The sequence below is a fragment of the Sporomusa sphaeroides DSM 2875 genome (assembly GCF_001941975.2).
Classification (GTDB): domain Bacteria; phylum Bacillota; class Negativicutes; order Sporomusales; family Sporomusaceae; genus Sporomusa; species Sporomusa sphaeroides.
On the sequence record NZ_CP146991.1, the window covers coordinates 1,739,802 to 1,764,689 of the forward strand.

Below are 24,888 nucleotides of genomic sequence, written 5' to 3' on the forward strand. Positions count from 1 at the left end.
GGTTTCCGTCGAATGGTTAGGCATCTTTATAAAAAACAAGCATAATAGTATCTTTATCAAGAACCAGAGTTTCTCCGGAAATGTGTTTATCAAAAATCCAGCCATTGACGGCTTGTTCATTCAGAATTTCCTCAAGCCGTCCGCCATCAAGCCGTGAGGTTCCCAGAAATCCTTTTTTCTTTACTTCTATCACTTTATATTGGCGCATATTAGATACCTCCTCGAATCTTCATTTTGCAACCTGTGCTCATATCAACCCGTTTGGTAACTGGTTTTAATGATTAATGACTGCTGGGGAACCACTCTGCGTGGTTACCTCGTCGGCAAAGCAGGTATTCTCTGTTTCCCAGCGTTTTAATTGGCAGTAAGCCCAAGGCACGTACAGACCAAACGTTATAAAGGTTAATACCATGATCAACAGCCAGTGGCCCAGAAATTGGATCCCAGTACCGGTAAACAGTAGCTGCCGCCCATTCACGTAAGTATTATCGGCAATCCATCTCTGTTGAGCGGAATAAGCCCAAGGGAAGTATAGTCCAAGGGTAATGACTGATACAATTGAAGTCCAGATTACCAGCCAGAGATAACCAAACCCAGTACCACGAAATTCAAAGGTTTTTGACATAATGACTCCTCCAATATGATTAATTCTACATAATCAACAAAAACACAGCCTGTGGGATTAGTACTGTGTTCTTTGTCACATAAAGAATAAATGATTCAGCTTTCTATTACTTCTGGTATTACATCTAGCCACAGCATAGTATCCCGCTAAGTTGATTTTACTTTATATGTTGCTTGCAAACAATATATGAGGTGAAAAATATTGTCTGCAAGCAACATTGGACTATTGATGACTGCCAAACGGGACCGGGGAAGAACTTTATGAACCTTCCTGCGACCGGAGAGGTGAATTTTGGCAGTTAGCAGGGCCGTCCATACCGGTCACCGGCATATATATAAATGAGGTGATCGCGTGGGAAAGAAATATGCCGCTACTTATAAATTAGGTAAAACCACGGTTCACATAGTAGCTCCGCCGCCCATGAAGGAGGAGGAAAAAGAGATAATCCTTCGCGAATTCCACTTCGCCGCCTGGTCCGCCTGGAATTCGCTGCCTGTTGATGAAAGGCTGAAACTGAATTTGGGTGTTGATTTAACTGCAATCCTTCAACACAGGCTTACCACACTGTTCAAAGCCGAGTAATCGGCTGATGGCAATCCGGACAAGTGGGAATGATACCTGGGCGAAGAACTCCAGGCAGCAAACTGGAGGTAAATCAGTTGTCGGCATACCAAACATTAGCGATATTGAATTTATGCAAATAGATGCCTTCGTTCCTGGGCAGACTGTAATTATCCAGGGGGTGAAAGGGCAATAGTCATGAAAGAATTAATTGAACTGCAAGCAATGATTGAGAAAATGCGTGATAAGTTGCATGAAATCGCGAAAGACAAATCACTAACAGATATGGAAGTTGTTCGGGCAAGCCAGATGCTGGACGTGCTGCTTAATGAATATCAACAAATGCTAAAGAATAAAATTAAATAATTAAAGCCTTCGGGCTCTTTTTTCATGCCTAAAACCAAGGGTATAAATATGTCCGCAATTTTTTACAGTAATAAATTCATGCAATTTTCATTTAATCATGATATAATTTACATAAAGTCATCTTAAGGGGGGGGGCTGTCTATGAGAAGAGAAACATTTATCCGTATATTAACTGCTATAAAACTTGTATCGAATAATATTACTGTTGTCGAGAATTTCAATAATAAGGCGCTTGTTATTGTTCGAGTTCCTAAAATAGCAGGGGATTCTCCGAAACAGCTCCGATCATTACGCAAGATACTTTCCCATTGCTCGTATTTTAGTGTTCAGCCTGAAGCCGGTGAACTGGCGGTAACTATGGAATTTAATTGGGAATAGCAAAAAGTGAGCAATTAAACCGTTCCTACGGACTTGCTTGGCAGCAGGAATTAAATCCTTTTTGCCGAAAGATGTACATGTAAATGGTAAAAGGGGAGGTTATTATGGAGTCTCAATATTTTTGGACAAGCCAAGATGATTTGGAGCAGGTAGTAATTGGCAATGGCGAGATTCTGTTGATTAATAAAACCGGAGAATCAACAAGAATCGGAACTACGCTTGCTGAGGCGAGGCAAAAATTAATGGAATTAGATAAAGCTGAAGATTTTCCTGATTTTATGAATGATTATAACTGGTAAGCCGTCCGCAAGGACGGTTTTTTAAATCTAACAGAAGGTATACGTTTTGTGCGCCTCCCAAAGGACACGGCGCGGGCGGCCGTCAGACGACGCTGCGCCGCTTGCATACCGACCGGCCGTCTACGCTTCGGTAGTGTTGTCGGTTGTAAGGACCGGGTCAGCGGTTTTTAACTCTTTTTTTGCAGTAGGCAGTGGGTGTGTGATATGTCTGCAGAAATGGGAAAATATTTACTCTTTTTTATCCATCTTAGCAGGATTTTGGCAATAGATGTATAAAAATAATTAAAAAAAGAATAATGGGCAAACCTTCTTAAAGGAAGGGACGCAAAGCCGTGGGTCTAAGGATGAGTTACATCTATGATTGCCAGGTTGCATTAAACGCAATCTGGTATTTTTATTTTGTACGGGAGGGTTAGTGATGGGCGGTACGGACGATATTGTATTAAGTGAAGAAGAATTAAAGGAAATAGAGGAACTATTGCTTCAGCTGCCAGATATTATCGAAGAGCTAGAACAGCATGTTCCCAAGCCGAAAGCGTAATTAGATACTCAGCCGGACGAACTTGAACCATGAAACAGATAAATACCAGATGTTAATGAAATAACACTGATTGATGTGCTTGGCACAGCTCCGGATGTTGTGGGCGAAGCAGTCGAAAGTCTATGTGAGCAAGAACGGTTGACGCGGGAGATTCGCCGACTGACAGCAAGAGAAAAGTGGGTACTTGAAATGCGGTTCGGCATACCTGATGGCAGTCGGAAGACACAGCGGGATATTGCTAAAATTTTAGGGATATCCCGCAGTTATGTCAGTAGAATAGAAAAACATGCGATTAACAAATTGGGTAAGACTTTGTCGGTGGATGGAAACCCACCCAAATAAGATTGCCGCACTGCGCTTACAATGACCAGACTTTGGCTGTCATTGTAAGCGCCTGTGTGGCAATTCCTTTTGTTTTTACTTTTGCCATGATATAATTTATGGTAATTGTACGGCAGCCAATACCGATTTTTTCATAAATACTGTTAGTAATGCCCGACCTTGGCGTCGGGCTGCTACCAACCTATAATACTATTGGCTGAGGAGGGGAATTTTGCTTAAGTTATTAGCACCTTGTTTGGTGGTAGACACCTTATATGACATTAATCTGGAAAAACTCAAAAAACAGGGTATCCGTGGCATCGTTTTCGACCTTGACAACACTATAATTCCCTGGAATAGCTCGGAAATTTGTCCGGAAGTGTTGGGATGGCTTACCGATTTGGTTAACCGGGATTTTAAATTGTGCATGGTGTCAAACAACGGAAACCGGCGGGTAAGGCAAATTGCGGCACAGTGTGAAGTGCCTTTTGTCGCCCGGGCGTTAAAACCTTCCCGGACAGGATTTCGCCAGGCCGCGCGGGTTATGGAATTGAGTCCGGCGTCAATTGCCGTAGTGGGTGATCAATTGTTTACCGACATATTAGGCGGTAATCGCTTAGGTATGTTTACTATTTGGGTTAAACCGCTGGCCGCTCAAGAATTTATTGGCACGAAATTTACCCGCCAGTTGGAAAAGCTGGCCGTCCGTTTGTTAAAATCTGCCGGACACTTATCCTAAGATTTATCTGACGGCTAACCCGCTCTAAGACTCCCAGCTTCTGCAAAGGGGGGGATACCCCTACGGGCACAGGCGAGCGGCTAATCCTTGGATAAGGGCGACTTAGCTTCAGATGGGGCTTAAACCCCACCTGAAGCTAAGTCTACTTTATCGCATCAGGCGTGCCGTCTGCTACTGACTATAGGCCGGTATGTAAAGGAGAACTGTTTTATGAATATAACCGCCACAACTCAAAAAGTTGGCTTGTTGGGCTGGCCGCTCAGCCATTCGCTGTCTCCGGCTATGCATAATGCTGCATTTGCTGCCAGCGGTCTGGATTACGTGTATCTGCCGCTTGCAGTTCCGCCGGAACTGCTCTCCCAGGCGGTAACCGGAGTTAAAGCGCTGGGATTTGCAGGTATCAATGTCACTATCCCCCATAAGATCGCTGTCATGGATTATTTAGATGAAATAGACAACAGTGCCAGACTGGTTGGCGCTGTTAATACCATCGTTAATAAGGAAGGTCGCCTGATAGGCCACAACACCGATGCTGGCGGTTATATCAGCTCCCTCAAACTGGCGGGTGTTGCTGTGACTGGAAAGCATGTCGTTATTTTAGGGGCAGGCGGCGCGGCGCGGGCGGTAGCCGCAGGTTTTATCGCCAATCATGCTGCGTCAGTAGTTATTAGTGCCCGGGACCAAGGGAAAGTTGACGGTATTGTAAAGCTGCTGCCAATAAATACTCCAGTGTACGGCACCGGGTGGGATAGCCGGGATTTTACCGCCGCGCTGTCTAAAGCCGATATTGTTGTTAATACCACACCTCTGGGGATGTATCCCAATATAGCCAGCCAGCCACCCCTGCCCTGGGAACTGCTGATGCCGTCAGCCGTTATCTCAGATCTGGTTTACAACCCGCTGACAACCGCTTTTATGGCAGAGGCGGTGCGACGTGGCCACACTGTGGTCGGGGGGGAAGGCATGCTTGCTGAGCAGGGGGCATTGGCATTTGAACTCTGGACTGGCTGCTCTGCTCCACGTGACATTATGCAGCAGGTGCTGTTGTCGAAATTAAGTAAATAATACCCAATAATGGATTTTTTTTATAAAAACACCATTATTGGGGCAGGAATTTTTTATTTATGTACGAACTATATAAAAATACTCTCTCTAATTCATCCTTCATAAAAATAATATAAAGATTATGAAGTTTGAAGCTATATTTGATTACTTACTCAACCAACGCAAGTAATGCAACCGATCATGCAAAATAGCTATGTTTTGCTGTGCCGGTTGCTTTTTTTCCTTTGAATCGCTTCCTTTCGCTCAAACCTTGGGACAAGCCGTTTAATTATTTTTTGGTGGAGATAAACAAATGTTGAACAATTGTAAACGGTTGGGCAATGTATTACTTGAAGCTGGATTTCTCAGTCACGAACAACTGAATAAAGCAGTAAGCGTGCAAAAAAAAACAGGTGAACCTCTAAGAAAAGTGCTTATTGCTTTAGACTATATTACCGAATCAAAGATGACTGAAATACTGGAGTTTCAGCTTGGCGTACCGTATGTTACTATTGGTACCCTGGAGATCTCGCGCGAAATTGCTTCAGCGATACCTGCCATTTTGGCTGAACGCTATCAGGTTATTCCCATAAGGAAAGAGGGGCGCACATTAACCCTGGCCATGGTTGATCCCACGAATTTTTTTGCCATTGATGATGTTCGGATGGCGTCCGGCTGCGACATTGAACCGGTAATGGCTGCCGAACGTGAGATTATGTGGGCTATCCGGCGGTCCTATGGTGTGCAGGAGTTGGTTGAGAAGGCTGTCAGCAAACTTAAAACAGACGCAGCCGGTACTAGCACCACTGCTGCTGAACTCCAATTTACCGACGATGCACCGGTGGTGAGTATCGTCAATTCCATTATCAGCCAGGCTATTAAAGAACGGGCCAGCGATATCCATATTGAACCGCAGGACAAGTTGCTGAGAGTGCGGTTCAGAGTGGACGGGGTACTAAGAGAAGTTGTTACTTTCCCGCGACATACTCATGCTGCCATTATCTCGCGGATTAAAATTATGAGTGAAATGGATATTGCGGAAAAAAGGCTGCCACAGGACGGACGTATAAAGGTGCAGGAGTTTGGGCGTGACATTGACCTTAGGGTATCAACTTTGCCCACAATTAGCGGTGAAAAAATTGTATTACGGATACTGGATAAACAGACTGTTATTTTGGATGTTAATGGACTGGGCTTTGCCGCCGCAAATTTAACAGTATACCGTAAACTGTATTCTCAATCACATGGCATGGTTCTTGCGACCGGTCCTACTGGGGCAGGTAAAACCACCACCTTATATTCGACTCTTACCGAGATTAGTACTCCCGGCAAAAATGTGATTACGGTGGAAGACCCTGTTGAATATCGCTTAGACGGTATTAACCAGGTACAGGTAAATTATAAAGCGGGATTAACTTTTTCTAATGGTTTACGGTCGATTTTGCGACAGGACCCTAATGTGATTATGGTTGGTGAAATACGGGACAGGGAGACTGCCGATATTGCTGTCAGGGCAGCGCTTACCGGTCATCTGGTATTTAGTACATTGCATACCAATGATGCGCCGGGAGCAGTGATACGGTTAATCGATATGGGGCTGGAACCCTTTTTAGTGGCTTCCGCAGTACTGGGGATAGTTGCCCAGCGGCTGGTGCGGGTAATTTGTCCGGATTGCAAACAACAATATACACCGGCAACTGAGTCGCCAGAGTGGCATTTTCTGCTGGCAAATGGTTTTAAAGACAGGCCTGGCTTGTACCGGGGTGTTGGCTGCCCGCGCTGCAGCCATACCGGCTATCTTGGACGTATGGCCATCCATGAAGTGATGACTGTCAGTCCGGCGGTGCGCGAGGCCATCAACCGGCGGGTATCGAGCAACATTTTAGGAAATATTGCCGCCGCGGAAGGCATGGAACCAATGTGCCAGGATGGTATTGCCAAAGCAGTCAGCGGGCTAACTACCATATCTGAGGTTATGCGGGTTGCTTACTCTGGCCAGGAGTAGAGGGAAAAACATGAAGACTATAGATAGTCTGTTAGAAGCAGCAGTATTGGCTCAGGCCTCAGATATTCATCTTACGGTGGGGATTTCCCCGATTTTTAGAGTAGGAGGCAGTTTGCAAGGCACCCGGTATCCCAAACTCGCAGCTAAAGATACTGAATTCATGGTTAGGGAGATTACCACTCAGGAACAGCAAGACAAGCTTCAGGCTTTGGGAGAGATTGATTTCGCCTATAGTATTGCTGGTTTGAGCCGTTTTCGGGTCAATGTTTTTAAACAGCGTGGTTCCCTGGCGGTTGCTATTCGCGTGGTGAGCGAGCAGGTACCTACTTTAGAGCAGCTTGGCCACCCGGAAGTGCTCAAAACCCTGGCGCGCAAACCACGGGGGCTGGTGCTTGCCGCCGGGCCTACCGGCAGCGGCAAGTCAACTACTTTAGCCGCTATGCTTGATCTAATTAACACCGAGCGGGCTTGTCATATCATTACCTTGGAAGACCCTATTGAATATTTGCATAATCATAAAAAAAGTATTATTAACCAACGCCAAATTCATGTAGACACCCGGTCGTTTGTAAGCGCTCTCCGGGCAGCACTGCGGGAAGACCCGGATGTTATTCTGGTAGGTGAGTTGCGTGATGCGGAGACCATTGGCACTGCGCTGACAGCTGCTGAAACCGGACATTTGGTGCTGGCTACTTTACATACCGGTGATGCTGCCCAGAGCATTGACCGCATCATTGACGTTTTCCCTCCTTACCAGCAGCAGCAAATCAGGATTCAGTTGTCACTCACATTGCAGGGGATTGTAGCGCAGCAGCTAGTGCCCAACCGTGATGCTGCCGGGCGGACAGCCGCCATGGAGGTCTTGGTGGCGACACCGGCGGTGCGCAATATTATCCGTGAAGGCAAAACCCACCAGCTTATATCGGTTATTCAGACCGGAGCTAAAAGCGGGATGCAGGCTATGGATATGTCACTGCGTGATTTGTATCGCAAGGGTATCGTAACTTATGAGGAAGCTCTTGCGCGGGCTATAGACCAGGAGACCTTTATCCGTTTGGCAAATGGTTAAATGTATATTCGCTAAACATAGAGGTGTATTTAGAAGTGATAAAAACATATAGCTATAAGGCCAAAGCCCGAACCGGTCAAGTGTTGACAGGCAGTATCATGGCCGAAAACGAGGCGGCAGTAGCTGCCTATATCCGGGATAAAGGTTATTTTGTCACCCAAATCAAAGTACAGAAATCAGCATCCACTATTGGTGCGATGTTAGATAAGCTGCAGTTGGTTAGTATAAAAGATTTAGCCGTTTTTTGTCGCCAGTTTTCGACAATGGTGGATGCCGGGCTGTCCTTATTAGCCTGTCTCAGCATCATGATTGAACAGACCTATAATCCTAAACTCAAAGCTGCCCTAAAAATCATTTATAAAAAGGTACAAGCAGGTGAAACTCTGTCCAGGGCTATGGCCGGGCATGCCATTATTTTCCCTGATATTATGATTAATATGGTGGAAGCCGGGGAAGTTGGCGGTGTGCTTGACGAGATGCTAAGCAGGCTGGCAATTCACTTCGAACAAGAGCACAAACTTAATGAACGGGTCAAATCGGCGTTGGTTTATCCGGCAGTGGTTGTAGGTATTGCGTTAATAACTGTTAGCTTTATTCTGACCTTTGTTTTGCCTCCCTTTATGAAATTATTTGAAGATATGCAGGCTGAAATACCGCTGGCGACACAAGTATTACTGAAAATCAGCGGTTTGCTCACCGATTATGGCCTATGGCTGACAGCGGCACTACTGTTGTGCACCTATGGGGTAATCGTATTGGCACGGCAGCAACAATACCGGCTGGTGCTGGATCAATTACTGTTTGTTTTACCGGTATTTGGCCTGCTATGGCGAAAGATGGCAATTGCCCGTTTTAGCCGTACGCTGTCAACTTTGGTACGGGGCGGGGTACCTATTATCACGGCCATTGAAGTTGTGAAAAAGAGCTCAGGCAATCTGAGCATGACAAGGGCATTGACTGCGGCTCAGGCCAGTATTCGTGAGGGAATGGGGCTGGCAATGCCACTAAGGGCTAGTAACGTGTTTACCCCTATGGTGGTACAGATGGTAGCCGTTGGTGAAGAAACAGGCGAACTGGATAAGATGTTAGAGAAGATCGCCGATTTTTATGATAGTGATGTTGAGGATATGGTTAGCAGGCTGAGTAGTATGCTGGAGCCGGTATTGATTGGAATTGTGGGGATGATTATTGGGTTTATTGTGATTTCGGTGATGCTGCCGATATTTGATGTGCTTACTAATTTTAATCAATCTTATAATTGACAGAGGGTTGAAATAAATGCTTATGAACAGCAGAAACAATATAAAAAGTCAAAAAGGCTTTACTTTAATTGAATTATTGGTAGTGATCGCCATTATCGGGATTTTGGCTGCCATTGCCGTTCCTAAATTTACCAGTGCTACCGACAGTGCAACCAAGGCAAGAATTCAGGCTGATTTGCGGAGTATCGACAGCGCAATTGCCCAGCATTATGCTGCCACAGGCGTATTTGCCACAGATATTGCTACCTTATCGCCTTATTTTATCTCAACAGTGAAGAGCGGAGAACAAAGCTTTAAGTATCAGGACAAGAAAGTTATTTATGGTATTGATGGTGGACGGGCGTTTGCGACTGTGGAAGCCACAGCCAAGTCGTATTATGCAGACTGGAGCGAAAAATCATAAGCGATTGTTAGGACTATTGCTGTATTGAGCAGCAAAATAATCAGCTGCTTTAACTATATGGGTTGATAGGGGTATTTAGTTGTTAAGTATGTTCATGTTTTTTATTGGTTCTGTTATCGGCAGCTTTCTCAATGTTTGTATCTATCGCTTACCGCAAAACGAGTCTGTAGTTACTCCGCCTTCGCATTGTCTTCAATGCAACACCCTGCTTACAGTTCGGGATTTAATTCCTATAATGAGCTATCTGCTTTTGGGCGGCAAATGCCGTTATTGTGGCAAGCCCTATTCGCCACGCTATGCGGTGGTTGAGTTGCTTACCGGATTATTATTCTTTTGGTGTTTCTTGTGTTTTGGCGCAGGGCTTGAACTGGTTATAGCTCTGATGTTTACTTCATTTCTGGTCATTATTGCCTTCATTGACTATGATCATCAGCTTATTTTGGATAAAGTGCTTGTCTGGTTTGCCGGAGCCGGTGTTGTTGCCAAGCTATATACCGGTTATCCCCTTATTGGGGATATGCTTCTTGCTGCTGTTACCGGCGGGGGAGTCTTACTTTTTCTCGCCCTAATTACGCGCGGCGGTATGGGCGATGGGGATATCAAGCTTGTTGCAGCTCTTGGTTTGTGGCTGGGGTTAGAACCCACCATGCTGACCTTATTTTTAGCTTTTGTCCTGGGCGGTCTGAGCAGCGTCTTGCTTTTGCTGTTCAAACTGAAAACCCGCAAAGATTTTATTCCCTTTGCCCCTTTTATTGCTATTGCCGGTTTTATCAGTGCTTTATACGGAGTTGAGATTATCCAATGGTATTTTCAATTTTTGCCATAAAGAAGAAAATTTGTCTAAAGCCGTCTGGTCAAAGCGGCTTTACTTTTATAGAAATGCTGATGGTGCTTGCCATCCTTGCGCTGGTGACCGCATTAGCTGTCCCGAAACTGGGAGATTCGACAGCCAGACGGGAAATGGATAGTGCGTCAAGGCAATTAGCGGCCGATCTGCGCTGGATGCAGCAATTGACAATTAATAGCGGCGGCGAAGCTATCCCCAGGATGGTTTTTGCTTCGGCCGAGCCTTATCAATACAGTGTGATGGTGAGTGGTCACAGTGTAAAATCTGTTAGGCTGCCGGCCAGTGTTTTTGTGGTTAATGCTGTTGTATCTTTTAATGTAAACGGACTTCCGGTTTTGCCCCACGGTATGGGGACGACCATTAAATTAAACAGCAGGAAGATAACCGGCTTGAGCAAACAAGTGATCATTGATTCTGTGGGGCGGATACGTATCGAGTAACCGTTGTGACGGGGTGGAGTGAATGTCTGGACTAAGGCGGCAAAATGGCTTTATTATGGCTGAGGTAGTGGTGGGGATGATGCTTACCAGCATAGTTTTATTAGCAGTTACAGGTATGTTCCTCCAGTCCACCAAAGCTGCCGGTGGCGCTGCGGAATATACGGCGGCTACCAATTTAGCGCAAAAACAGCTGGAACTGTTAAAGCTGCGGTCAGATACTTATTGGAAAAATCTAGCCTTGCCGGCCAGCATTGCGTGGCAGGGAACGGCAGCGGCAACAGGTCCTTACTCGGTTGCAACTACCGCTTTTGTCAGTATCGATGACAGCCGCCTTGTCGAAGTGGTGGTGGTGGTTTCATGGACCAGGCAGGGACAAGCGCGTCAGGTACAACTAACCACTTTTTACTCCTGCATTCCATAATTATTGCAGTTGCCGGTTTTACTTGGAGTATTTGGAGAGATGTTAAATGCAAAACAGCATGACAGGGCAACGGGGAATGACTTTGATCGAATTGATGCTTGGACTTATGCTGACAGTAGTATTATTGTCCGGAATTTTTGGGCTTTTGTCTACTTCGCTTGTTTCCTGGAAGTCCGGCATCAGCCGGTCTGAGGTACAGCAGACAGCCCGTTTTGCGGTTGATAGTATGGTTAGGGATTTACGTTATGGTGATAATTATGAACTGGGGAGCGATGGCAGATCTATTACCTACCGTAATATAAAATCAGGCCAGTATGGCAATACCTACCGCTATCATGTCAGTACAGCCGACCATAAATTATATAAGACCGGTATCATTCCGCAAGTTGTTTCGCAGCCGGTGACTGGCGAGAATGTTAAAGGGGCGAACTACATTATTCTTAACCCGGATAATCAAGCCCTGTTTAGGCAGCCTGATCCCAGCAAACCTGATACGATAACCATAACGGTGGAAGCAAAGGATACTGTTACCGGGCATAGTTTCGTGCTTTATTCGGCAGTTACCAGTTTGACGCAGACCTTTAAGTGATAATGCCAAAGTAAGAATTGCTTCAGGTGGAGCTTTAACTCTATCTGAAGCAATTATCACGCTTATTTGATAAAGAAAACACGGCTTGCGCCAAGCCTTTGGCGCGACAGTGGAAGCCGATGTTGATCCTGTTTTTATGAAAGTTATACACTTTCTGTCAGGATGAAAGAAACAGAGGTGATGCTCTTGCTGTTTACGCGACGCTTATCGCCGGAACGCGGTTCGGTTACGCTGATGGTGATCATTGTCATGACCTTGCTTTTAGGCTTAGGCGGAGCCTTTATCTCACTTAGTTCGACTGAAGTGGATCTAAGCAAAGATTATCGCAATGGAGTTGCTGCTCAATATCTCGCTGAAGCAGGAGTTCAGTGGGCTATTGTCAAATTAAAAACAGAGACTGATTTTGTGGCAAAAACCGGAATTCCTCCAGGGGTTATCAAGACTTCTGCCATTAAAAATGAGGGAACTCCTACAGCAGGCAGCTATACTGTCAAGGTAACGGGTTCGGGGACAGGCCGCATTATTACTTCAACCGGGACAGTTGGCAGTGGTAAAACAGCTGCCAAACGGCAGGTAATACTCCGGGTTACGCCACCTGCTGCAAGTACGTCCGGCTTATCTATAGATTCGTATAGCAACTATTAAACAGTGGGAGGGATCTTTGTGGAACTTAAAAACTTTATGGAAGACTTAGTTTGGCAACAGCTTGATGAAGTCATTGAAAACCATAAACATGCCTGCAGGTGTGAACAATGCCGCTTTGACACCGCTGCCCTGGCTTTGAACCTTTTGCCGCCTCATTATGTCGTAAGCGCACGGGGGGAAACGTTTAGCAAGGCAAAGTCACTGGAACAGCAATTTAATGTTGATATTCTTACCGCCATTAGTCAGGCTATTCAGATTGTGTCCAGCCGGCCGCGTCATGAATCTAAAAAAGCTTAAAAAGCATCTGGTTCACTGGCTTGGTGGGCAGTCCCAAAATATTGTGGGTCTTGACATTGGCACCGGACAGGTCAAGGCGGCAGAGCTATCCTTACATAGCGGACACCCGGTACTTAAAGCCGCAGGCTTGATTGCTTTGCCTGAACATGTGGTAGAGGACGGGTATGTGCTTGAGCGCGAGGCACTGGCAGATAGTATTCGCCGACTGTTGGCCACCAGTGGAATTTCCTCCCGGGACGTGATTGCAGCAGTAGCCGGCAGAGCAGTATTTGTCCGGGAAATCATTTTTCCGGTTATGACTAAGGAAGAACTTAAAGCGGCCGTCAGATGGGATATGGAGAAGTATGTGCCTTACGAGCCTGACAGTTACTATTATGACTTTGCCGTAATTGGGCCGGGGAAAGATGAAGCAGAGCTCAAGGTGCTGCTGGTGGCAGCACCTCATGAGCTTGTTAACACCTTAGCTGACGCGTTGGCAGCGGCTGGGTGCAAACTGTTAGCCATCGATATTGAACCATTGGCTGTATTTCGAACATTGCATGACGTGAAAAATGCCATGGTTATTGATATTGGCACAACTGTTTCTCAAATTAGTGTTTTTCAGGGTGAAAGTCCGGCAGTTACCAGACTTGTTCCGATCGGCGGCCGCAAGTTTACTGAAGTCATTATGCAGACAACAGAGCTTGAATATCCAGAGGCTGAACGATTGAAACAACAGACCGGCATGTTGAAGTGCCGTGATTTCAAAGGCGAATTGTCTATGGCGCACCAGCGTCTCCAATTGCTCGCCAGTGAACTTGGGCGTGAAGTAGAGCGTACGGTCGAGTATTATCAGGCACAAAACCGGGAAACTGTACTTGACAGAATCTATCTTACCGGCGGTGGGTCAAAGCTGGATAATCTGCCGGAATATTTAGCTGCGCAATTAGGGGACATTCAGGTGCTGCGGCATAACCCGCTCAGCGTGTTAACTCCGGCTGCTTCGCTGGATAGAGAGTATTTGCATGGCTTGGCGCCACAGCTGGCGGTTGCGATTGGCCTTGCTTTGCACGGAGGAATGGATGTTAACTATTAATCTGCTGCCGCCTGCCAGGAGACGCTCAAAATGGCCTTTGAAAAAGCTGGCACTGGTTACCGGCGGAGTCTTTACCACTTTGGTTTTGGGAATAATCCTTTTTAATACTTATAAAATATGGGCATTGGAACAGCAATTGGCAGCTTTGAGCCAGCAATATGAGCTGTTACGCCCAACCCAGGAAAAAATGCAATTGGTCATAGATAAACAACGTCTGATTAATGAAAAACATGCAGTTCTGCTTAACATAACGGCTGAACAGACTTCGTGGAATGCCATCGTAGTGCATTTTGGCGTGATAACGCCGCCGCAAATATGGCTTTCCGAACTAAGTGCCGGGGAGCAGCAGGTGTTGCTGGTAAAAGGCAACGCGGCGACCTACCCTGATTTGGCCAATTTTATTACCCAGCTGGAACAGGATGAACTTTTGGGCGAACCTGTTCTGCTTAAGGCCGAACAAGAGGCTGAGTATTTGTATACTACCTTTGAAATGACTGTGAAAATTAAGGGGATATAGTTGTGACAGGCTGGCTGGCCAACTTAGACAGTAAGCACAAGGTGATTTTATTCGGGGCAGGGTTGCTGACTGCCATTGTCTTGGTCTATTTAGGGATAATAGCGCCACAAGGCAAGCGGATGGATGTCCTTGCAGCTCAATGCCAAATAGAACAGCAACGCATAAAAACTATTGAAAGCTATGCACAAAAGTACCCTGACCCGTCACAACATGTACGGGATATGGATGCGAAGGTTGCCAAACTGGCTGCAAAACTGCCTGATAAACCTGAGATTGGCAGTTTTTTAAAAGAAATTGAACAAGCCGCTAAGCTAAGCCAAGTAAGTCTTTTGGAGATTAAGCCATTGGCCTTGGTGAATAGAAATGGCTATAGGGAGATTCCGATAGAAATCCAGCTCAAAGCATCATTTCCCAATCTGCTTGAATTTACGAAAAAAATGGGTGAGCTTCAGCGGTTTAATTACCTTACATATGCTCATCTTCAAGCAAAACAAGGCATATTAGAAGTTAAACTTATAGTAGTTGTGTACAGCCAAGGCATTTTTTCCGAACCTGTAGCAAAACAGCCGTCTCAGTCATCTCCGGTAAAAAATAAAAAAAATTAAACAGGGGTGTTTTCATGTTCAGATTCCTTACAGCCGGCGAGTCGCATGGACCGGCGCTTACCGCTATTATTGAAGGGATTCCGGCAGGCTTGGCCTTGGATTTGGATCAAATTAATGCCGATATGGCACGCCGCCAACAGGGGTTCGGTCGCGGCGGCCGGATGAAGATTGAAAAAGATAAAGCCGAAATAACCTCAGGGGTGCGTTTTGGCGTTACATTAGGCAGTCCGATAACTATGCTTATTCATAACCGTGACTGGGATAACTGGCAAGAGCGGATGGCTGTATTTGGCCAGCCACAGGGAGAACCCATTCGGGCTCCCAGACCCGGACATGCTGATTTGCCTGGGGTGTTAAAGTACCAGCGGCAAGACATCCGGGACATTCTGGAAAGGGCCAGCGCCCGCGAAACTGCAGCCCGCGTTGCGGTAGGCGCTGTTGCTAAGCAGCTTTTGGCGGTGGCTGGTATTACCATAACTTCCAGAGTTTTAAACATCGGTGGTGCGCAAACTGAGGCAGAAATGCTGGAGGCTATTGCGAAAGCCAAGGCGGCAGGCGATTCTCTGGGCGGTATCTTTGAAGTAGTAGTTGCTCAGGTTATGCCCGGGCTAGGCAGTCATGTGCAATGGGACCGGCGATTGGATACCCGCTTGGCGGCCGCTGTTATGTCTATTCAAGCCATTAAAGGCGTAGAATTCGGGGCAGGGTTTGCTTATGCCAATTTGTCAGGCAGTCAGGTACATGATGAAATATATTATGAGGGCAGTCAGGGGTATTGTCGTCGCACCAATAATGCCGGTGGTATTGAAGGTGGTATAAGTAATGGTGAGGCCATTATTATTAAAGCCGTAATGAAGGCAATTCCGACACTGATGAAGCCGCTGGCGACTGTGAATATAGCCGATAAATCGGAAGAAAAGGCCAATACGGAGCGGAGCGACGTGTGTGCTGTTGCCGCGGCCGCGGTTGTCGCCGAAGCCATGGTGGCTATTGTAATGGTTCAGTGTCTGTTGGAAAAATTCGGCGGTGACAGTATTGACGATTTGCGGCTGGCCATTAATAATTATAGAATACGGATTAATGATTAAATTCATTATCTATGTGTCATGATGTTTTACTAAGTGAGGAGTTGCTTTGTGGAAAGGCTTAACCGGGGGCAGTGCACACAATGCAAGCAGCACAGGCGAAGCTGGCGGCATAGTATCCAGCTGATCCTTTTCTGTTGTTTTATCGCCGCGGCATCAGGGTATTTTTTCTGGTTGCCGGGACGGACTGCCTTTTCCGGTACTCATCCGGGCTCCTCGCGGCAAAGCATTAGTTCACCGGCAATGTCACGGGCGGTAATGCCATCACGCTATCCGGTACATGCCGTGGTACGTGACCCGTTTGCCGTTCCCCCGGAATTTCAGCCGGCGGCGGTGGCCGCTGCATTACCGTCAGCAAAGAATTACTCAAGTGTTCAGGCATCTGCCGTGTTACCCTCTGCAACGCCGGAAAGTTCGTTAGAACTGACTGGAACAGTGAGTGGCGGCGGGCAACAGGTTGCGATAATAAAAAGAGACGGTGTTAGCCGCTCTTATCTGATTAAGGAGTACATCGGTATATATCAACTGGTAACTATTGGGGAAGGCACGGCCACTCTGCGGGGCCCGCAGGGCGAAAAAGTTTTGACTTTAGAAAGGTGAATTTAATGTGTTGCCTGAAGAAATCAATACTTATAGTGTTATGTCTTTTTTCCTTTAGCATAACAGGTGTTGCTGCGGCTAAACCCCCCGTCAACATGCAGGTGAGCAATGCGGAAGTCCGGGATGTCCTTACGGCTTTGGCGAGTGTCGGCAAGGTAAACATGATACTGGATGATTCGGTCAAGGGGACGATCACCATTCAGCTTACCAATATCCCGTACGATTCGGCTTTTGATTTGGTATGCAAGACCAAAGGACTCACCTACCAATTAGTCGGTGATGTTATGGTGGTAGGGGTTGCTGAACAAATCGGCCGCGCGTTTGGATCGGTACATATCTTTAAGCTGAAATTTATCAATCCGGATTCTGTTAAAGACACAATTCTCTCCATTTTGTTTGGGGCGAAAAAAGGACAGAAAATCACACAAACCGAGGGTAGTTCGGCTGTGAAAACTGCCAATACACAGCAAAACAGTGCTGCCGCCACTGCCGGTGAAAAATCCAGCGAAGAATCAACAGCATTAGACAGGCTGACTATTGATTTTGCAACAAATTCATTAATTCTTTTTGGTACCAATACCGAGGCGGCAAGGGTTCAAAAACTGTTGGATGAGCTGGATGTACCCTATCAGCAGGTATCACTGGAAGCCGAAGTACTGGCTATCAGTAAAGAGAAAACAAAAAATTTAGGAATTGAGTGGTCATGGGAAGCAACGCCGCAATATGCAGAGCGGGATAAAGATGATGATGATAATATTACGGTTACCCGCGAAAATAACAAAGGGATTATTCAATTTGGCCGTAATCCGGAAGGCTATCCTTACGAGTTTTATTACCAGGCAACGATTAATGCACTTGTAAGCAACGGCGATGCGAAAGTGCTTGCCAGGCCCAAGGTTACCACGATTAACGGGCAGCAAGCTCAGATCCTTATTGGTGACCGTATTCCTGTACAGGTGCAAACACTAACTAATGGGACAACAACAACAAGTACCGAGTATGTAGATGCCGGTATCAAATTGATTTATACGCCGAGGATTAATACCGACGGACTGATTACCGTACAGGTTCTTACAGAAGTCAGTAGTCCCACTTTAGTGTCAGATATTAAACAATATAAGATTACCACCCGTCAGGCTGAGACTACAGTGCGGCTGAAGGACGGCGAAACCATGGTAATTGGTGGTTTAATCGGGTCTACAGACAGTGAAGCGAGAAAGGCTGTGCCCTTTTTCAGTGGACTGCCAATAATTGGTGCTTTATTTAAAAATTTTAGTAAAACACACAACGATACAGAAGTAGTCATTTTCCTTACCCCACGTATTGTTAAATAGGCAATGTTTAATTTGGAGGAACAAGTGAAAAACATAGTTCTAATCGGATTTATGGGTACAGGTAAGACCAGTACCGGGAGGTTATTGGCAGGAAGACTAAACCGTCCCTTTGTTGATGTTGACAAAAAAATTGAAAAAGAAACAGGACTGGCTATTAGTGATATTTTCCAACTCTATGGCGAAGACCATTTCCGACAATTAGAACGGGAGGTTATTTCACGGGTTGCGCGTTATACCAACACGGTTATCGCCACAGGCGGAGGGGTAGTGCTTAAACAGGAGAATATGGTCAGACTTAAAAATACGGGAATTATTATCTCGCTCACGGCTTCGCTGGATACCATTTTGGAACGAACCTCCCGCCGTGGCGTACGGCCGCTCTTAGATTGTGAGGACCGGGCCGAGCGGGTAGCCAGGTTGTTTCAAGAGCGGGCCAGCCTCTATATGAGGGCCGACTATACTATTGATACCAGTTGTATGCCGCCCCACCAAGTGACAGAGAAAATTATTGGATTGCTGCGGGAAGGAGGTTATTTGCGTGGCCGAAGTAAGAGTTAACCTGGAAGCACATAGCTATACCATCCATATAATGCCCGGCGGAATCAGTCATGTGGGTGCACTGATGCGCCGTTTGCCGCTGGGCGATAAAGCCCTTATTGTGACCGATGAAAATGTATGTCCGCTCTATGCGGGAACCTTAACTGACAGCCTGACAGCTGCCGGCTTTACAGTCGCGATGGTAACTGTAAAACCGGGAGAGGGTTCAAAATCGCTTACTGCAGCAAATGCGGTGTTCACTGAGGCCATTAGTAAAGGCCTTGACCGTAAATCGCCGATTATTGCTTTGGGCGGTGGTGTTGTCGGCGATTTGGCCGGCTTTGCGGCAGCTACTTATTTGCGCGGGGTACCCTTTATCCAAGTGCCGACGACCTTATTGGCGCAAGTTGATTCCAGTGTTGGCGGCAAAACTGCCGTTAACCATGAACTGGGGAAAAATTTAATCGGTGCTTTTTATCAGCCGAATCTGGTCGTTATCGATCCGACAGCATTGGAAACGCTGCCTGATCGGGAACTAAAAGCCGGTCTGGCAGAGGTCATAAAATATGGTGTTATTGCCGATCAGAACTTTTTTGCTGACTTAGCCGCTGCTGCTGCCGCTTTATTGACTCGCGAGCCGGCTGTGCTGGCGACGGTTATCGGCCGGTGCTGCGAGCTTAAGGCTGAAATTGTGGCCCAGGATGAACGGGAGAGTTCACTCCGTATGCTGCTGAACTTTGGGCATACTGTTGGCCATGCCGTTGAAGCTGTGGGCGGTTATTCGGAGTATAATCACGGGGAAGGCGTAGCCATCGGTATGCATGCTGCCGGACTTATCAGCAAGGGTATGGGGTTATGCAAGCACGAGGATGTAGAGATTTTACAGCAATTGCTCAGCCGCATGGGTTTGCCGCTTACAGCTCCCGGCTATTCGCCACAAGCACTTATAAGTTATTTACAGAGAGATAAGAAGATGGAGAGCGGTAAAATCAACTGGGTACTTATGACAGGCATTGGCCAGGTAAAGATAACCCGCGAAGTTACGGATTCTGCAATTAAGGAAGCGCTGGCGCAGATCACCTGACAACAGGGAGTTACAGCAAGAGAGAGTGCTTCTTGCAATTCTCGTAACCCTCCGGCCATTGCCGGAAAAAGCGTTCCGCAGGAGAAAAGCCGGATGGTATTCCGTTAAGAAATCCGTACTGTTTGAGCGTAAGCGAGTTTACGGATTTTAGGAATACCATCCGGCTTTTCAGCTTTTGGAGGCTCCAGGCCTAGACCTTAGCTAAAGGAAGTTCCGCGCTCCGCTTGGAACTAAGCGATTCACACAAGTTCTAGCGTCGCGTTGCTCCTAATAACTTGACTCTCTGCTTATGGGGCAATGCCAAAAGTAAGCTTTCTTTTAATACTCCAGGATTATCTAATCTATACAAAACTAAAGAACCGCATCAGTGGTTTTTCTTTAAATTTGCATCACAACAGCAGGATAGCCTAGCCACTTGTCGAATAAAAACTGAGGATTTTAAAATTTATGTGGAGGAATGAACAGGTGGCACGCAAGCAAAGGGCAATCATTATTGTAGCAATTATGGCATTGGTTTTAACCGGGATTATCAGCTACCGTATCTATAGCAATGTGCAGGCGGGAAAAGAACGGGCCGGGCGCGTGGCGCAGGGGCAGGCAGTGGCGGTCGAAGTGGCTGCTGTTACCAGACGGGACGTTACGCCTGTGCTGACCTTTTCCTCCAGTCTTGAGCCGGTGTGGAGTGCGGATATTTCCGGTAAAGTTGACGGTCGTATAGAGATCCTTACGGTGGATGAAGGGGATGCTGTCACTGCCGGTATGACGATAGCCGTGCTTGATATGGGAGAACTTTCGGCCCAGGTGATTCAGGCAGAGGGAACTCTGCTGCAGGCCAGGGCCAATCTTGAACAAGCCGAGCTTGATTATAGCCGGATGGCCAGACTTGCTGAGCAAGGTGCCATATCGGTGCAAACACTCGATTCTGCCAGAACGAAACGCGATTTGGCTATAGGCCAGGTTCGGGCGGCTGAAGGCGCGTTAAGCCTTTATGCAAGCAAACTGACAGGCGCTACCATACTATCGCCGCAGAGTGGTGTGGTCACCCGGCGTCATCTGCAAGTCGGCTTTTATGCCAAAGCAGGTACGCCGCTGGTTACTGTGGCCAACATTAGCACGCTTTTAGCTAAGGCTACGGTAGGCGAGGCGGAGATTACCCAGCTTAAGACCGGTGCCAGTGTAAAGGTCAGGGTAGATGCGCTTGGTGGCCAGGAGTTTGTGGGGACAATAACCCGTCTGTCACCGGTAGCTGCCATGCCTTCACGAACCTTTACCGCCGAGATTTCCATTCCTAATGAACAAAATATTCTCAAGGCTGGTATGTTTGCCAAAGTGGATGTTTCTGTTCCGGCGCATGAGCAGGCCCTTGTTGTGCCGGAAACGGCGCTGGTGATGCGGGAAGACCGTAAAACGGTGTATGTGCTTACCGCTGACAACAAAGTGCAGCAGCGTCTGCTTACTCTGGGGTATGTGGGCGGCGGCTGGGCGGAAGTGATTGACGGCGTTAAAGAGGGAGAGCAGATTGTCATTGCCGGTCAAAATAAACTGCGGGACGGTTCGCTGGTCCGACTGGCTGCGCCGGGGGAGGCTCGGCAGCTAAATGATTAATTTATTTATCAAGCGGCCGGTATTTACCACTATGCTGGTTATGCTGCTGGTGGTATTCGGGCTTAACGCCTATCCGAGCCTGGGGATTGACCTGTATCCTGATGTGGAGTTTCCTATTGTTTTGGTTAGTGTTACCTATACCGGCGCTTCGCCGGAAGAGATGGAAAGCCTGATTACAAAACCTGTCGAAGATGCCGTAAGCTCAGTGTCAGGCATTAAAACACTATCCTCGGTATCGCGGGAAGGCGTGTCGCAGACCACGATTGAGTTTGAATTGGGGACAAATGCCAAACTGGCTGCCAACGATGTGCGGGAGAAGGTCGCCGGTATTCGTCGGCGGCTGCCGGACGAGATTGATGAGCCTGTCGTCCAGCGGTACGATATTACGGCACAGTCTATCCTTACTTTTAGTCTGGCCTCCGACAACCGGTCGCGGGGTGAAATCCGCAAAATTGCCGAGGATATTGTTAAAGACCAAATCCAGCAGTTGGAAGGGGTAGCCGAGGTTAGTGTCTATGGGGCAGCCCAAAGAGAAATTCAAATTCTGGCCGACCCCAGCAAACTGGAGGCTTATGGTCTGTCATTGCAGCAATTGCTGGAGGTTGTTAACAGCAATAATGTCAATACTCCGGGCGGGCATGTCAAAGAAAAAGGCATGGAGTTAACGGTTAGAACCATTGGTAAATACAAAAGCATTGACGATATCAAGCAAATTATTGTTCTTAACCAACAGGGGCGTTTAGTGCGGCTCCACGAAGTGGCTGAGGTCAAAGATGCCTGGGAGGAAGAACGCAACTATGCTGCAACCAATGGCATACCCAGCGTAATTGTCAGCATCCAAAAACAATCAGGCACCAATACTGTTGGTGTCGCGGACAAAGTAAAACAGTCGATGCAGCATCTGCAACAGAATGTGCTGCCGCCTGATATCAAGGTCACCAAAGTGCGGGATAACTCAGTGTATATTAGAGACAGTGTGGAAGATGTCATGGTGACCATGGTGTTTGGCGGTTTCCTGGCTGTGGCCATTACTTTTCTCTTTTTACGCAACACGCGGGCAACCATTATCAGCGCTCTTGCCATTCCGACTTCCATTATTGCCACCTTCTTTTTGATGAAGGTGATGAATTTTACCCTTAACAATATGTCGTTAATGGGGCTTAGTCTGGCGGTAGGCATTCTGATTGACGATGCCATCGTAGTCATTGAGAATATCTTCCGCCATATGGAGCAAGGTAAAAAACCCTTCGAGGCGGCATGTGAAGGCACTAAAGAAATTTCGCTGGCAGTGCTGGCGACAACCTTTTGCATTATTGCCGTCTTTGTGCCTGTCGGCAATATGGGTGAGATTATTGGCCAGTTTTTCAAGCAGTTCGGGTTGACGGTGGCATTTGCCGTGGCGTTCTCCCTGTTTGTTGCTTTTTCACTGACACCCATGTTGTCGGCTTATTGGCTTAAGGCCGGTCATGGCGGGGAAAAAGGTGGAATCCGCTGGCTGGAGGCCATGCTTGATAAATGGGAGCGAGGGTTTGAGGCTTTCCGGGAATTTTACCGGCAGGTATTGCATTGGGCGCTGCGGCGGCCGAAAAAACTGGTGGCGCTGGCGATAATATCCCTGTTGGTTAATGGCTTGCTGGTGCAGTTTCTTGGCTCTGAATTTCAACCCACCTATGACTCCGGTGAATTTATTGTTAATATGACGGCTCCGGCAGGAACGTCGATTGAGCGGAACCGGGAATTAGCTGCCCAGATTGAACAGGAAATTTTGGCTATTCCGGAACTGGAATCAGCCTATATGGTTGTTGGCAGCAACCGTCAGGTTTATCGCTCAATGATTGGTGTAAGGCTGGTTAGCACCGGGGAGCGTTCACGCTCCATGATGCAGATTATGGATGAGCTTCGGGTTAAGTTCCGGAGTGTCAAAGGCTTAAAGGTATCGGTGTCAAGCGGGCAAGGCGTGGGGCGGGGCGATTCGCGTCCGGTACAGGTGGCGCTGCGCGGTCCGGAGCTGGACAATCTGAATATGTATGCCAGCTTACTTGCCGAACAAATAAAACAAATTCCCGGTACTACCGATGTTGATATATCCAGCGAACAGTCTGAACCGGAGGTTCAGGTAAAATTTGACCCGGCTCGTTTGGGCGATGTCGGCCTGGATGCGGCAACTGCCGGCAAGGCGGTACAAACTGCTTTTCTGGGGTCAACAGCCGGCAACCAGTATAATGTGGCTGACAGTGACTATAATATTCGCGTCCAGCTTAAGCAAGAACATCGCCTGGGTATGGACGATGTGGCCAATCTGCGGATTCAGAGCCGGAGCGGCTTTATCCGCCTCGGTGATATCGCCGAAGTGAAGCTGTCATCCGGCCCGACGCAAATTGACCGGGAAGACCGACAGCGTCAGGTCATTGTCTATGCCAATGCGGTAGGCACTTCTACGGGTGAAATCCTTGCTCAGGTAAGAGATTTGATTCCGGGGCTTAATTTACCCTTAGGCTATACCCATAAGCTGGTGGGCCAGGCCCAGATGATGGAAAACTCGTTTAATGAGATTGCCAAGGCGCTTATCCTGGCTATCATTCTGATTTATATGGTGTTGGCAGCGGAATTTGAAAGCTTTATCCATCCGCTGACAATCATGCTGTCCTTACCGTTTTCTCTGGTAGGAGCCATACTCGGCTTATTAATTGCAGGCAATACCATTAATATCATGTCGTTGATTGGTGTTATCATGCTGATGGGACTGGTAACTAAGAATGCTATTTTGCTTGTCGACTATACAAATCAGCTGCGCGCACGCGGTGTGCCGACCGTCGAGGCTCTGGTAGAAGCAGGTTCAGTCAGGCTCAGACCGATCTTAATGACAACACTTGCCATGATTTTCGGCATGCTGCCCATTGCTTTGGGCATTGGTGCCGGGGCTGAAATCCGCTCATCCATGGGAGTAACCCTTATCGGCGGCTTAATTACTTCAACTTTCCTGACACTTATTATTATTCCGCTGGTATATCTTTTGATTGACAGACTACAAAATCATTTTAAACAGGCTAATCCTGATACAACAGAAAGAAGCCCAGGCATGTAATGCCAGGGGCTTCTTTCTAAGTCAGTTGCCAGCCTTCGATAACCAGCTTCTTAAACCATAGGAAGCGGCTGAGAGCAATGGTTAGGGGGATGTCAGGCAGGTCGTAAGGGGTATATACTTTTATGCCTTGTATTTCCTTAAGAGAATATTTTTCCGGGTTATGCGGTTGGCCCAGGCGTACAGCCGGGCTTTCTCTTATGTCAATTCAGCAGGAAATGACTTGGAAAAGTTCAAGATATACCGGTTTGCCGCGAGCAATAATATATTCGAGAGCCTGGTCAGTTATTGTCAGCGTTGCCATAAACATACCTCCTTCTACCTATTTACCAAATTTGTTCGGGATAAAGCTACAATATCCTGCCGGCGTACTCTACCATAAAGTAAGGAATTTTGGTAAAATATATTTAAAATATATCAAGTGTCTCATCCGGCGGGGTTATGAAGTATAGCTCCGAGAATTTTTGTTGTCAGGCGCGGCGGAGGAGCCGCACATATCGGACATATGTAAG

31 protein-coding genes and 1 riboswitch are annotated in these 24,888 nt (G+C 47.0%); of the genes, 28 read left to right on the forward strand and 3 right to left on the reverse strand.

Features of this window, described 5'->3' with window-relative positions; all coding sequences use genetic code 11:
- Positions 1-16: 16 nt before the first annotated feature.
- Both SPSPH_RS07720 and SPSPH_RS07725 read right to left on the reverse strand, forming a co-directional pair.
- The gene (locus tag SPSPH_RS07720) at positions 17-208 is read right to left on the reverse strand and encodes a DUF4177 domain-containing protein (protein ID WP_075754754.1); all 192 of its coding nucleotides are present in this window, start codon (positions 206-208) and stop codon (positions 17-19) included.
- Positions 209-274: 66 nt separating this feature from the next.
- On the reverse strand, positions 275-625 hold the full coding sequence (locus SPSPH_RS07725) for a DUF898 family protein (protein ID WP_075754756.1): 351 nt from the start codon (positions 623-625) through the stop codon (positions 275-277).
- 351 nt (positions 626-976) lie between these two features.
- Here SPSPH_RS07725 and SPSPH_RS07730 point away from each other — a divergent pair, with 351 nt between their 5' ends.
- The 28 genes from SPSPH_RS07730 (at position 977) to SPSPH_RS07865 (ending at position 24,379) form a co-directional block, all read left to right on the forward strand.
- The gene (locus SPSPH_RS07730; protein ID WP_075754758.1) at positions 977-1,207 is read left to right on the forward strand and encodes a hypothetical protein; all 231 of its coding nucleotides are present in this window, start codon (positions 977-979) and stop codon (positions 1,205-1,207) included.
- Positions 1,208-1,384: 177 nt separating this feature from the next.
- Complete coding sequence (locus SPSPH_RS07735; RefSeq protein WP_075754760.1) at positions 1,385-1,552, forward strand: aspartyl-phosphate phosphatase Spo0E family protein; 168 nt, start codon at positions 1,385-1,387, stop codon at positions 1,550-1,552.
- Between the two features lie 141 nt (positions 1,553-1,693).
- Entirely contained in the window at positions 1,694-1,930 is a 237-nt protein-coding gene (locus tag SPSPH_RS07740; protein ID WP_075754762.1) for a hypothetical protein, read from the forward strand.
- 104 nt (positions 1,931-2,034) lie between these two features.
- Complete coding sequence (locus tag SPSPH_RS07745) at positions 2,035-2,229, forward strand: hypothetical protein (RefSeq protein ID WP_075754764.1); 195 nt, start codon at positions 2,035-2,037, stop codon at positions 2,227-2,229.
- A gap of 289 nt (positions 2,230-2,518) precedes the next feature.
- Positions 2,519-2,606: riboswitch (cyclic di-GMP riboswitch) on the forward strand.
- Between the two features lie 41 nt (positions 2,607-2,647).
- A complete protein-coding gene (locus SPSPH_RS07750; protein ID WP_255430388.1) occupies positions 2,648-2,770 on the forward strand; it encodes a hypothetical protein in 123 nt (40 codons plus the stop codon).
- Between the two features lie 99 nt (positions 2,771-2,869).
- Positions 2,870-3,112, forward strand: a complete 243-nt coding sequence (locus SPSPH_RS07755) for a sigma factor-like helix-turn-helix DNA-binding protein (RefSeq protein WP_250724571.1) — start codon at positions 2,870-2,872, stop codon at positions 3,110-3,112.
- A gap of 211 nt (positions 3,113-3,323) precedes the next feature.
- A complete protein-coding gene (locus tag SPSPH_RS07760) occupies positions 3,324-3,830 on the forward strand; it encodes a YqeG family HAD IIIA-type phosphatase (protein WP_075754766.1) in 507 nt (168 codons plus the stop codon).
- 210 nt (positions 3,831-4,040) lie between these two features.
- Positions 4,041-4,895 carry a shikimate dehydrogenase gene (locus tag SPSPH_RS07765; protein WP_075754768.1) on the forward strand — a complete coding sequence of 285 codons (855 nt, stop codon included), beginning with the start codon at positions 4,041-4,043 and terminating at the stop codon, positions 4,893-4,895.
- A 292-nt stretch (positions 4,896-5,187) separates the two neighbouring features.
- Positions 5,188-6,879, forward strand: a complete 1,692-nt coding sequence (locus SPSPH_RS07770) for a GspE/PulE family protein (protein ID WP_075754770.1) — start codon at positions 5,188-5,190, stop codon at positions 6,877-6,879.
- Positions 6,880-6,898: 19 nt separating this feature from the next.
- Positions 6,899-7,948 (forward strand): type IV pilus twitching motility protein PilT, encoded by a 1,050-nt coding sequence (locus SPSPH_RS07775; protein WP_075756015.1) that lies wholly within the window; start codon positions 6,899-6,901, stop codon positions 7,946-7,948.
- 35 nt (positions 7,949-7,983) lie between these two features.
- Positions 7,984-9,210, forward strand: a complete 1,227-nt coding sequence (locus SPSPH_RS07780) for a type II secretion system F family protein (protein ID WP_075754772.1) — start codon at positions 7,984-7,986, stop codon at positions 9,208-9,210.
- Between the two features lie 16 nt (positions 9,211-9,226).
- Positions 9,227-9,613: a type II secretion system protein gene (locus tag SPSPH_RS07785; protein ID WP_075754774.1), complete on the forward strand. Its 387-nt coding sequence runs from the start codon at positions 9,227-9,229 to the stop codon at positions 9,611-9,613.
- Positions 9,614-9,707: 94 nt separating this feature from the next.
- Positions 9,708-10,439, forward strand: a complete 732-nt coding sequence (locus SPSPH_RS07790; protein ID WP_233138910.1) for a prepilin peptidase — start codon at positions 9,708-9,710, stop codon at positions 10,437-10,439.
- Complete coding sequence (locus SPSPH_RS07795) at positions 10,415-10,900, forward strand: pilus assembly FimT family protein (RefSeq protein WP_075754776.1); 486 nt, start codon at positions 10,415-10,417, stop codon at positions 10,898-10,900. The genes SPSPH_RS07790 and SPSPH_RS07795 overlap by 25 nt, the downstream gene beginning before the upstream one ends.
- A gap of 22 nt (positions 10,901-10,922) precedes the next feature.
- A complete protein-coding gene (locus tag SPSPH_RS07800; RefSeq protein WP_075754778.1) occupies positions 10,923-11,321 on the forward strand; it encodes a type IV pilus modification PilV family protein in 399 nt (132 codons plus the stop codon).
- Positions 11,322-11,367: 46 nt separating this feature from the next.
- Positions 11,368-11,910, forward strand: coding sequence for a PilW family protein (locus SPSPH_RS07805; RefSeq protein WP_075754780.1), 543 nt, complete (start codon positions 11,368-11,370; stop codon positions 11,908-11,910).
- 186 nt (positions 11,911-12,096) lie between these two features.
- The gene (locus SPSPH_RS07810; RefSeq protein WP_075754782.1) at positions 12,097-12,555 is read left to right on the forward strand and encodes a hypothetical protein; all 459 of its coding nucleotides are present in this window, start codon (positions 12,097-12,099) and stop codon (positions 12,553-12,555) included.
- Positions 12,556-12,573: 18 nt separating this feature from the next.
- Positions 12,574-12,852: a late competence development ComFB family protein gene (locus SPSPH_RS07815; RefSeq protein ID WP_075754784.1), complete on the forward strand. Its 279-nt coding sequence runs from the start codon at positions 12,574-12,576 to the stop codon at positions 12,850-12,852.
- Positions 12,833-13,927: a type IV pilus assembly protein PilM gene (gene pilM / locus SPSPH_RS07820; RefSeq protein ID WP_075754786.1), complete on the forward strand. Its 1,095-nt coding sequence runs from the start codon at positions 12,833-12,835 to the stop codon at positions 13,925-13,927. The genes SPSPH_RS07815 and pilM overlap by 20 nt, the downstream gene beginning before the upstream one ends.
- On the forward strand, positions 13,914-14,444 hold the full coding sequence (locus SPSPH_RS07825; RefSeq protein ID WP_075754788.1) for a PilN domain-containing protein: 531 nt from the start codon (positions 13,914-13,916) through the stop codon (positions 14,442-14,444). The genes pilM and SPSPH_RS07825 overlap by 14 nt, the downstream gene beginning before the upstream one ends.
- A 2-nt stretch (positions 14,445-14,446) precedes the next feature.
- Entirely contained in the window at positions 14,447-15,049 is a 603-nt protein-coding gene (locus SPSPH_RS07830; protein ID WP_075754790.1) for a type 4a pilus biogenesis protein PilO, read from the forward strand.
- 14 nt (positions 15,050-15,063) lie between these two features.
- Complete coding sequence (locus tag SPSPH_RS07835; protein WP_075754792.1) at positions 15,064-16,137, forward strand: chorismate synthase; 1,074 nt, start codon at positions 15,064-15,066, stop codon at positions 16,135-16,137.
- 48 nt (positions 16,138-16,185) lie between these two features.
- Complete coding sequence (locus SPSPH_RS07840) at positions 16,186-16,734, forward strand: hypothetical protein (RefSeq protein ID WP_075754794.1); 549 nt, start codon at positions 16,186-16,188, stop codon at positions 16,732-16,734.
- Between the two features lie 5 nt (positions 16,735-16,739).
- Positions 16,740-18,068 (forward strand): type II secretion system protein GspD, encoded by a 1,329-nt coding sequence (locus tag SPSPH_RS07845; protein ID WP_146196571.1) that lies wholly within the window; start codon positions 16,740-16,742, stop codon positions 18,066-18,068.
- 24 nt (positions 18,069-18,092) lie between these two features.
- Positions 18,093-18,626: a shikimate kinase gene (locus SPSPH_RS07850; protein WP_075754796.1), complete on the forward strand. Its 534-nt coding sequence runs from the start codon at positions 18,093-18,095 to the stop codon at positions 18,624-18,626.
- Complete coding sequence (aroB, locus tag SPSPH_RS07855) at positions 18,607-19,689, forward strand: 3-dehydroquinate synthase (protein ID WP_075754798.1); 1,083 nt, start codon at positions 18,607-18,609, stop codon at positions 19,687-19,689. Before SPSPH_RS07850 ends, aroB begins: the two co-directional genes overlap by 20 nt.
- 465 nt (positions 19,690-20,154) lie before the next feature.
- Positions 20,155-21,294 (forward strand): efflux RND transporter periplasmic adaptor subunit, encoded by a 1,140-nt coding sequence (locus SPSPH_RS07860; protein ID WP_233138737.1) that lies wholly within the window; start codon positions 20,155-20,157, stop codon positions 21,292-21,294.
- Positions 21,287-24,379, forward strand: coding sequence for an efflux RND transporter permease subunit (locus SPSPH_RS07865; protein WP_075754802.1), 3,093 nt, complete (start codon positions 21,287-21,289; stop codon positions 24,377-24,379). Before SPSPH_RS07860 ends, SPSPH_RS07865 begins: the two co-directional genes overlap by 8 nt.
- A 16-nt stretch (positions 24,380-24,395) precedes the next feature.
- On the opposite strand, the gene SPSPH_RS23515 is transcribed toward SPSPH_RS07865, so the two are convergent.
- Positions 24,396-24,584, reverse strand: coding sequence for a CC/Se motif family (seleno)protein (locus SPSPH_RS23515; protein WP_422397032.1), 189 nt, complete (start codon positions 24,582-24,584; stop codon positions 24,396-24,398).
- Between the last annotated feature and the right edge of the window lie 304 nt (positions 24,585-24,888).

What these genes read in the sequence shown, in the direction of transcription:
- SPSPH_RS07720 (WP_075754754.1), bottom strand. Translation starts at nt 208, where the DNA reads ATGCGCCAATATAAAGTGATAGAAGTAAAGAAAAAAGGATTTCTGGGA.
- SPSPH_RS07725 (WP_075754756.1), bottom strand. Translation starts at nt 625, where the DNA reads ATGTCAAAAACCTTTGAATTTCGTGGTACTGGGTTTGGTTATCTCTGG.
- SPSPH_RS07735 (WP_075754760.1), top strand. Translation starts at nt 1,385, where the DNA reads ATGAAAGAATTAATTGAACTGCAAGCAATGATTGAGAAAATGCGTGAT.
- SPSPH_RS07740 (WP_075754762.1), top strand. Translation starts at nt 1,694, where the DNA reads ATGAGAAGAGAAACATTTATCCGTATATTAACTGCTATAAAACTTGTA.
- SPSPH_RS07745 (WP_075754764.1), top strand. Translation starts at nt 2,035, where the DNA reads ATGGAGTCTCAATATTTTTGGACAAGCCAAGATGATTTGGAGCAGGTA.
- SPSPH_RS07750 (WP_255430388.1), top strand. Translation starts at nt 2,648, where the DNA reads ATGGGCGGTACGGACGATATTGTATTAAGTGAAGAAGAATTAAAGGAA.
- SPSPH_RS07765 (WP_075754768.1), top strand. Translation starts at nt 4,041, where the DNA reads ATGAATATAACCGCCACAACTCAAAAAGTTGGCTTGTTGGGCTGGCCG.
- SPSPH_RS07770 (WP_075754770.1), top strand. Translation starts at nt 5,188, where the DNA reads ATGTTGAACAATTGTAAACGGTTGGGCAATGTATTACTTGAAGCTGGA.
- SPSPH_RS07785 (WP_075754774.1), top strand. Translation starts at nt 9,227, where the DNA reads ATGCTTATGAACAGCAGAAACAATATAAAAAGTCAAAAAGGCTTTACT.
- SPSPH_RS07790 (WP_233138910.1), top strand. Translation starts at nt 9,708, where the DNA reads ATGTTTTTTATTGGTTCTGTTATCGGCAGCTTTCTCAATGTTTGTATC.
- SPSPH_RS07795 (WP_075754776.1), top strand. Translation starts at nt 10,415, where the DNA reads ATGGTATTTTCAATTTTTGCCATAAAGAAGAAAATTTGTCTAAAGCCG.
- SPSPH_RS07800 (WP_075754778.1), top strand. Translation starts at nt 10,923, where the DNA reads ATGTCTGGACTAAGGCGGCAAAATGGCTTTATTATGGCTGAGGTAGTG.
- SPSPH_RS07805 (WP_075754780.1), top strand. Translation starts at nt 11,368, where the DNA reads ATGCAAAACAGCATGACAGGGCAACGGGGAATGACTTTGATCGAATTG.
- pilM (WP_075754786.1), top strand. Translation starts at nt 12,833, where the DNA reads ATGAATCTAAAAAAGCTTAAAAAGCATCTGGTTCACTGGCTTGGTGGG.
- SPSPH_RS07825 (WP_075754788.1), top strand. Translation starts at nt 13,914, where the DNA reads ATGTTAACTATTAATCTGCTGCCGCCTGCCAGGAGACGCTCAAAATGG.
- SPSPH_RS07835 (WP_075754792.1), top strand. Translation starts at nt 15,064, where the DNA reads ATGTTCAGATTCCTTACAGCCGGCGAGTCGCATGGACCGGCGCTTACC.
- SPSPH_RS07845 (WP_146196571.1), top strand. Translation starts at nt 16,740, where the DNA reads ATGTGTTGCCTGAAGAAATCAATACTTATAGTGTTATGTCTTTTTTCC.
- SPSPH_RS07865 (WP_075754802.1), top strand. Translation starts at nt 21,287, where the DNA reads ATGATTAATTTATTTATCAAGCGGCCGGTATTTACCACTATGCTGGTT.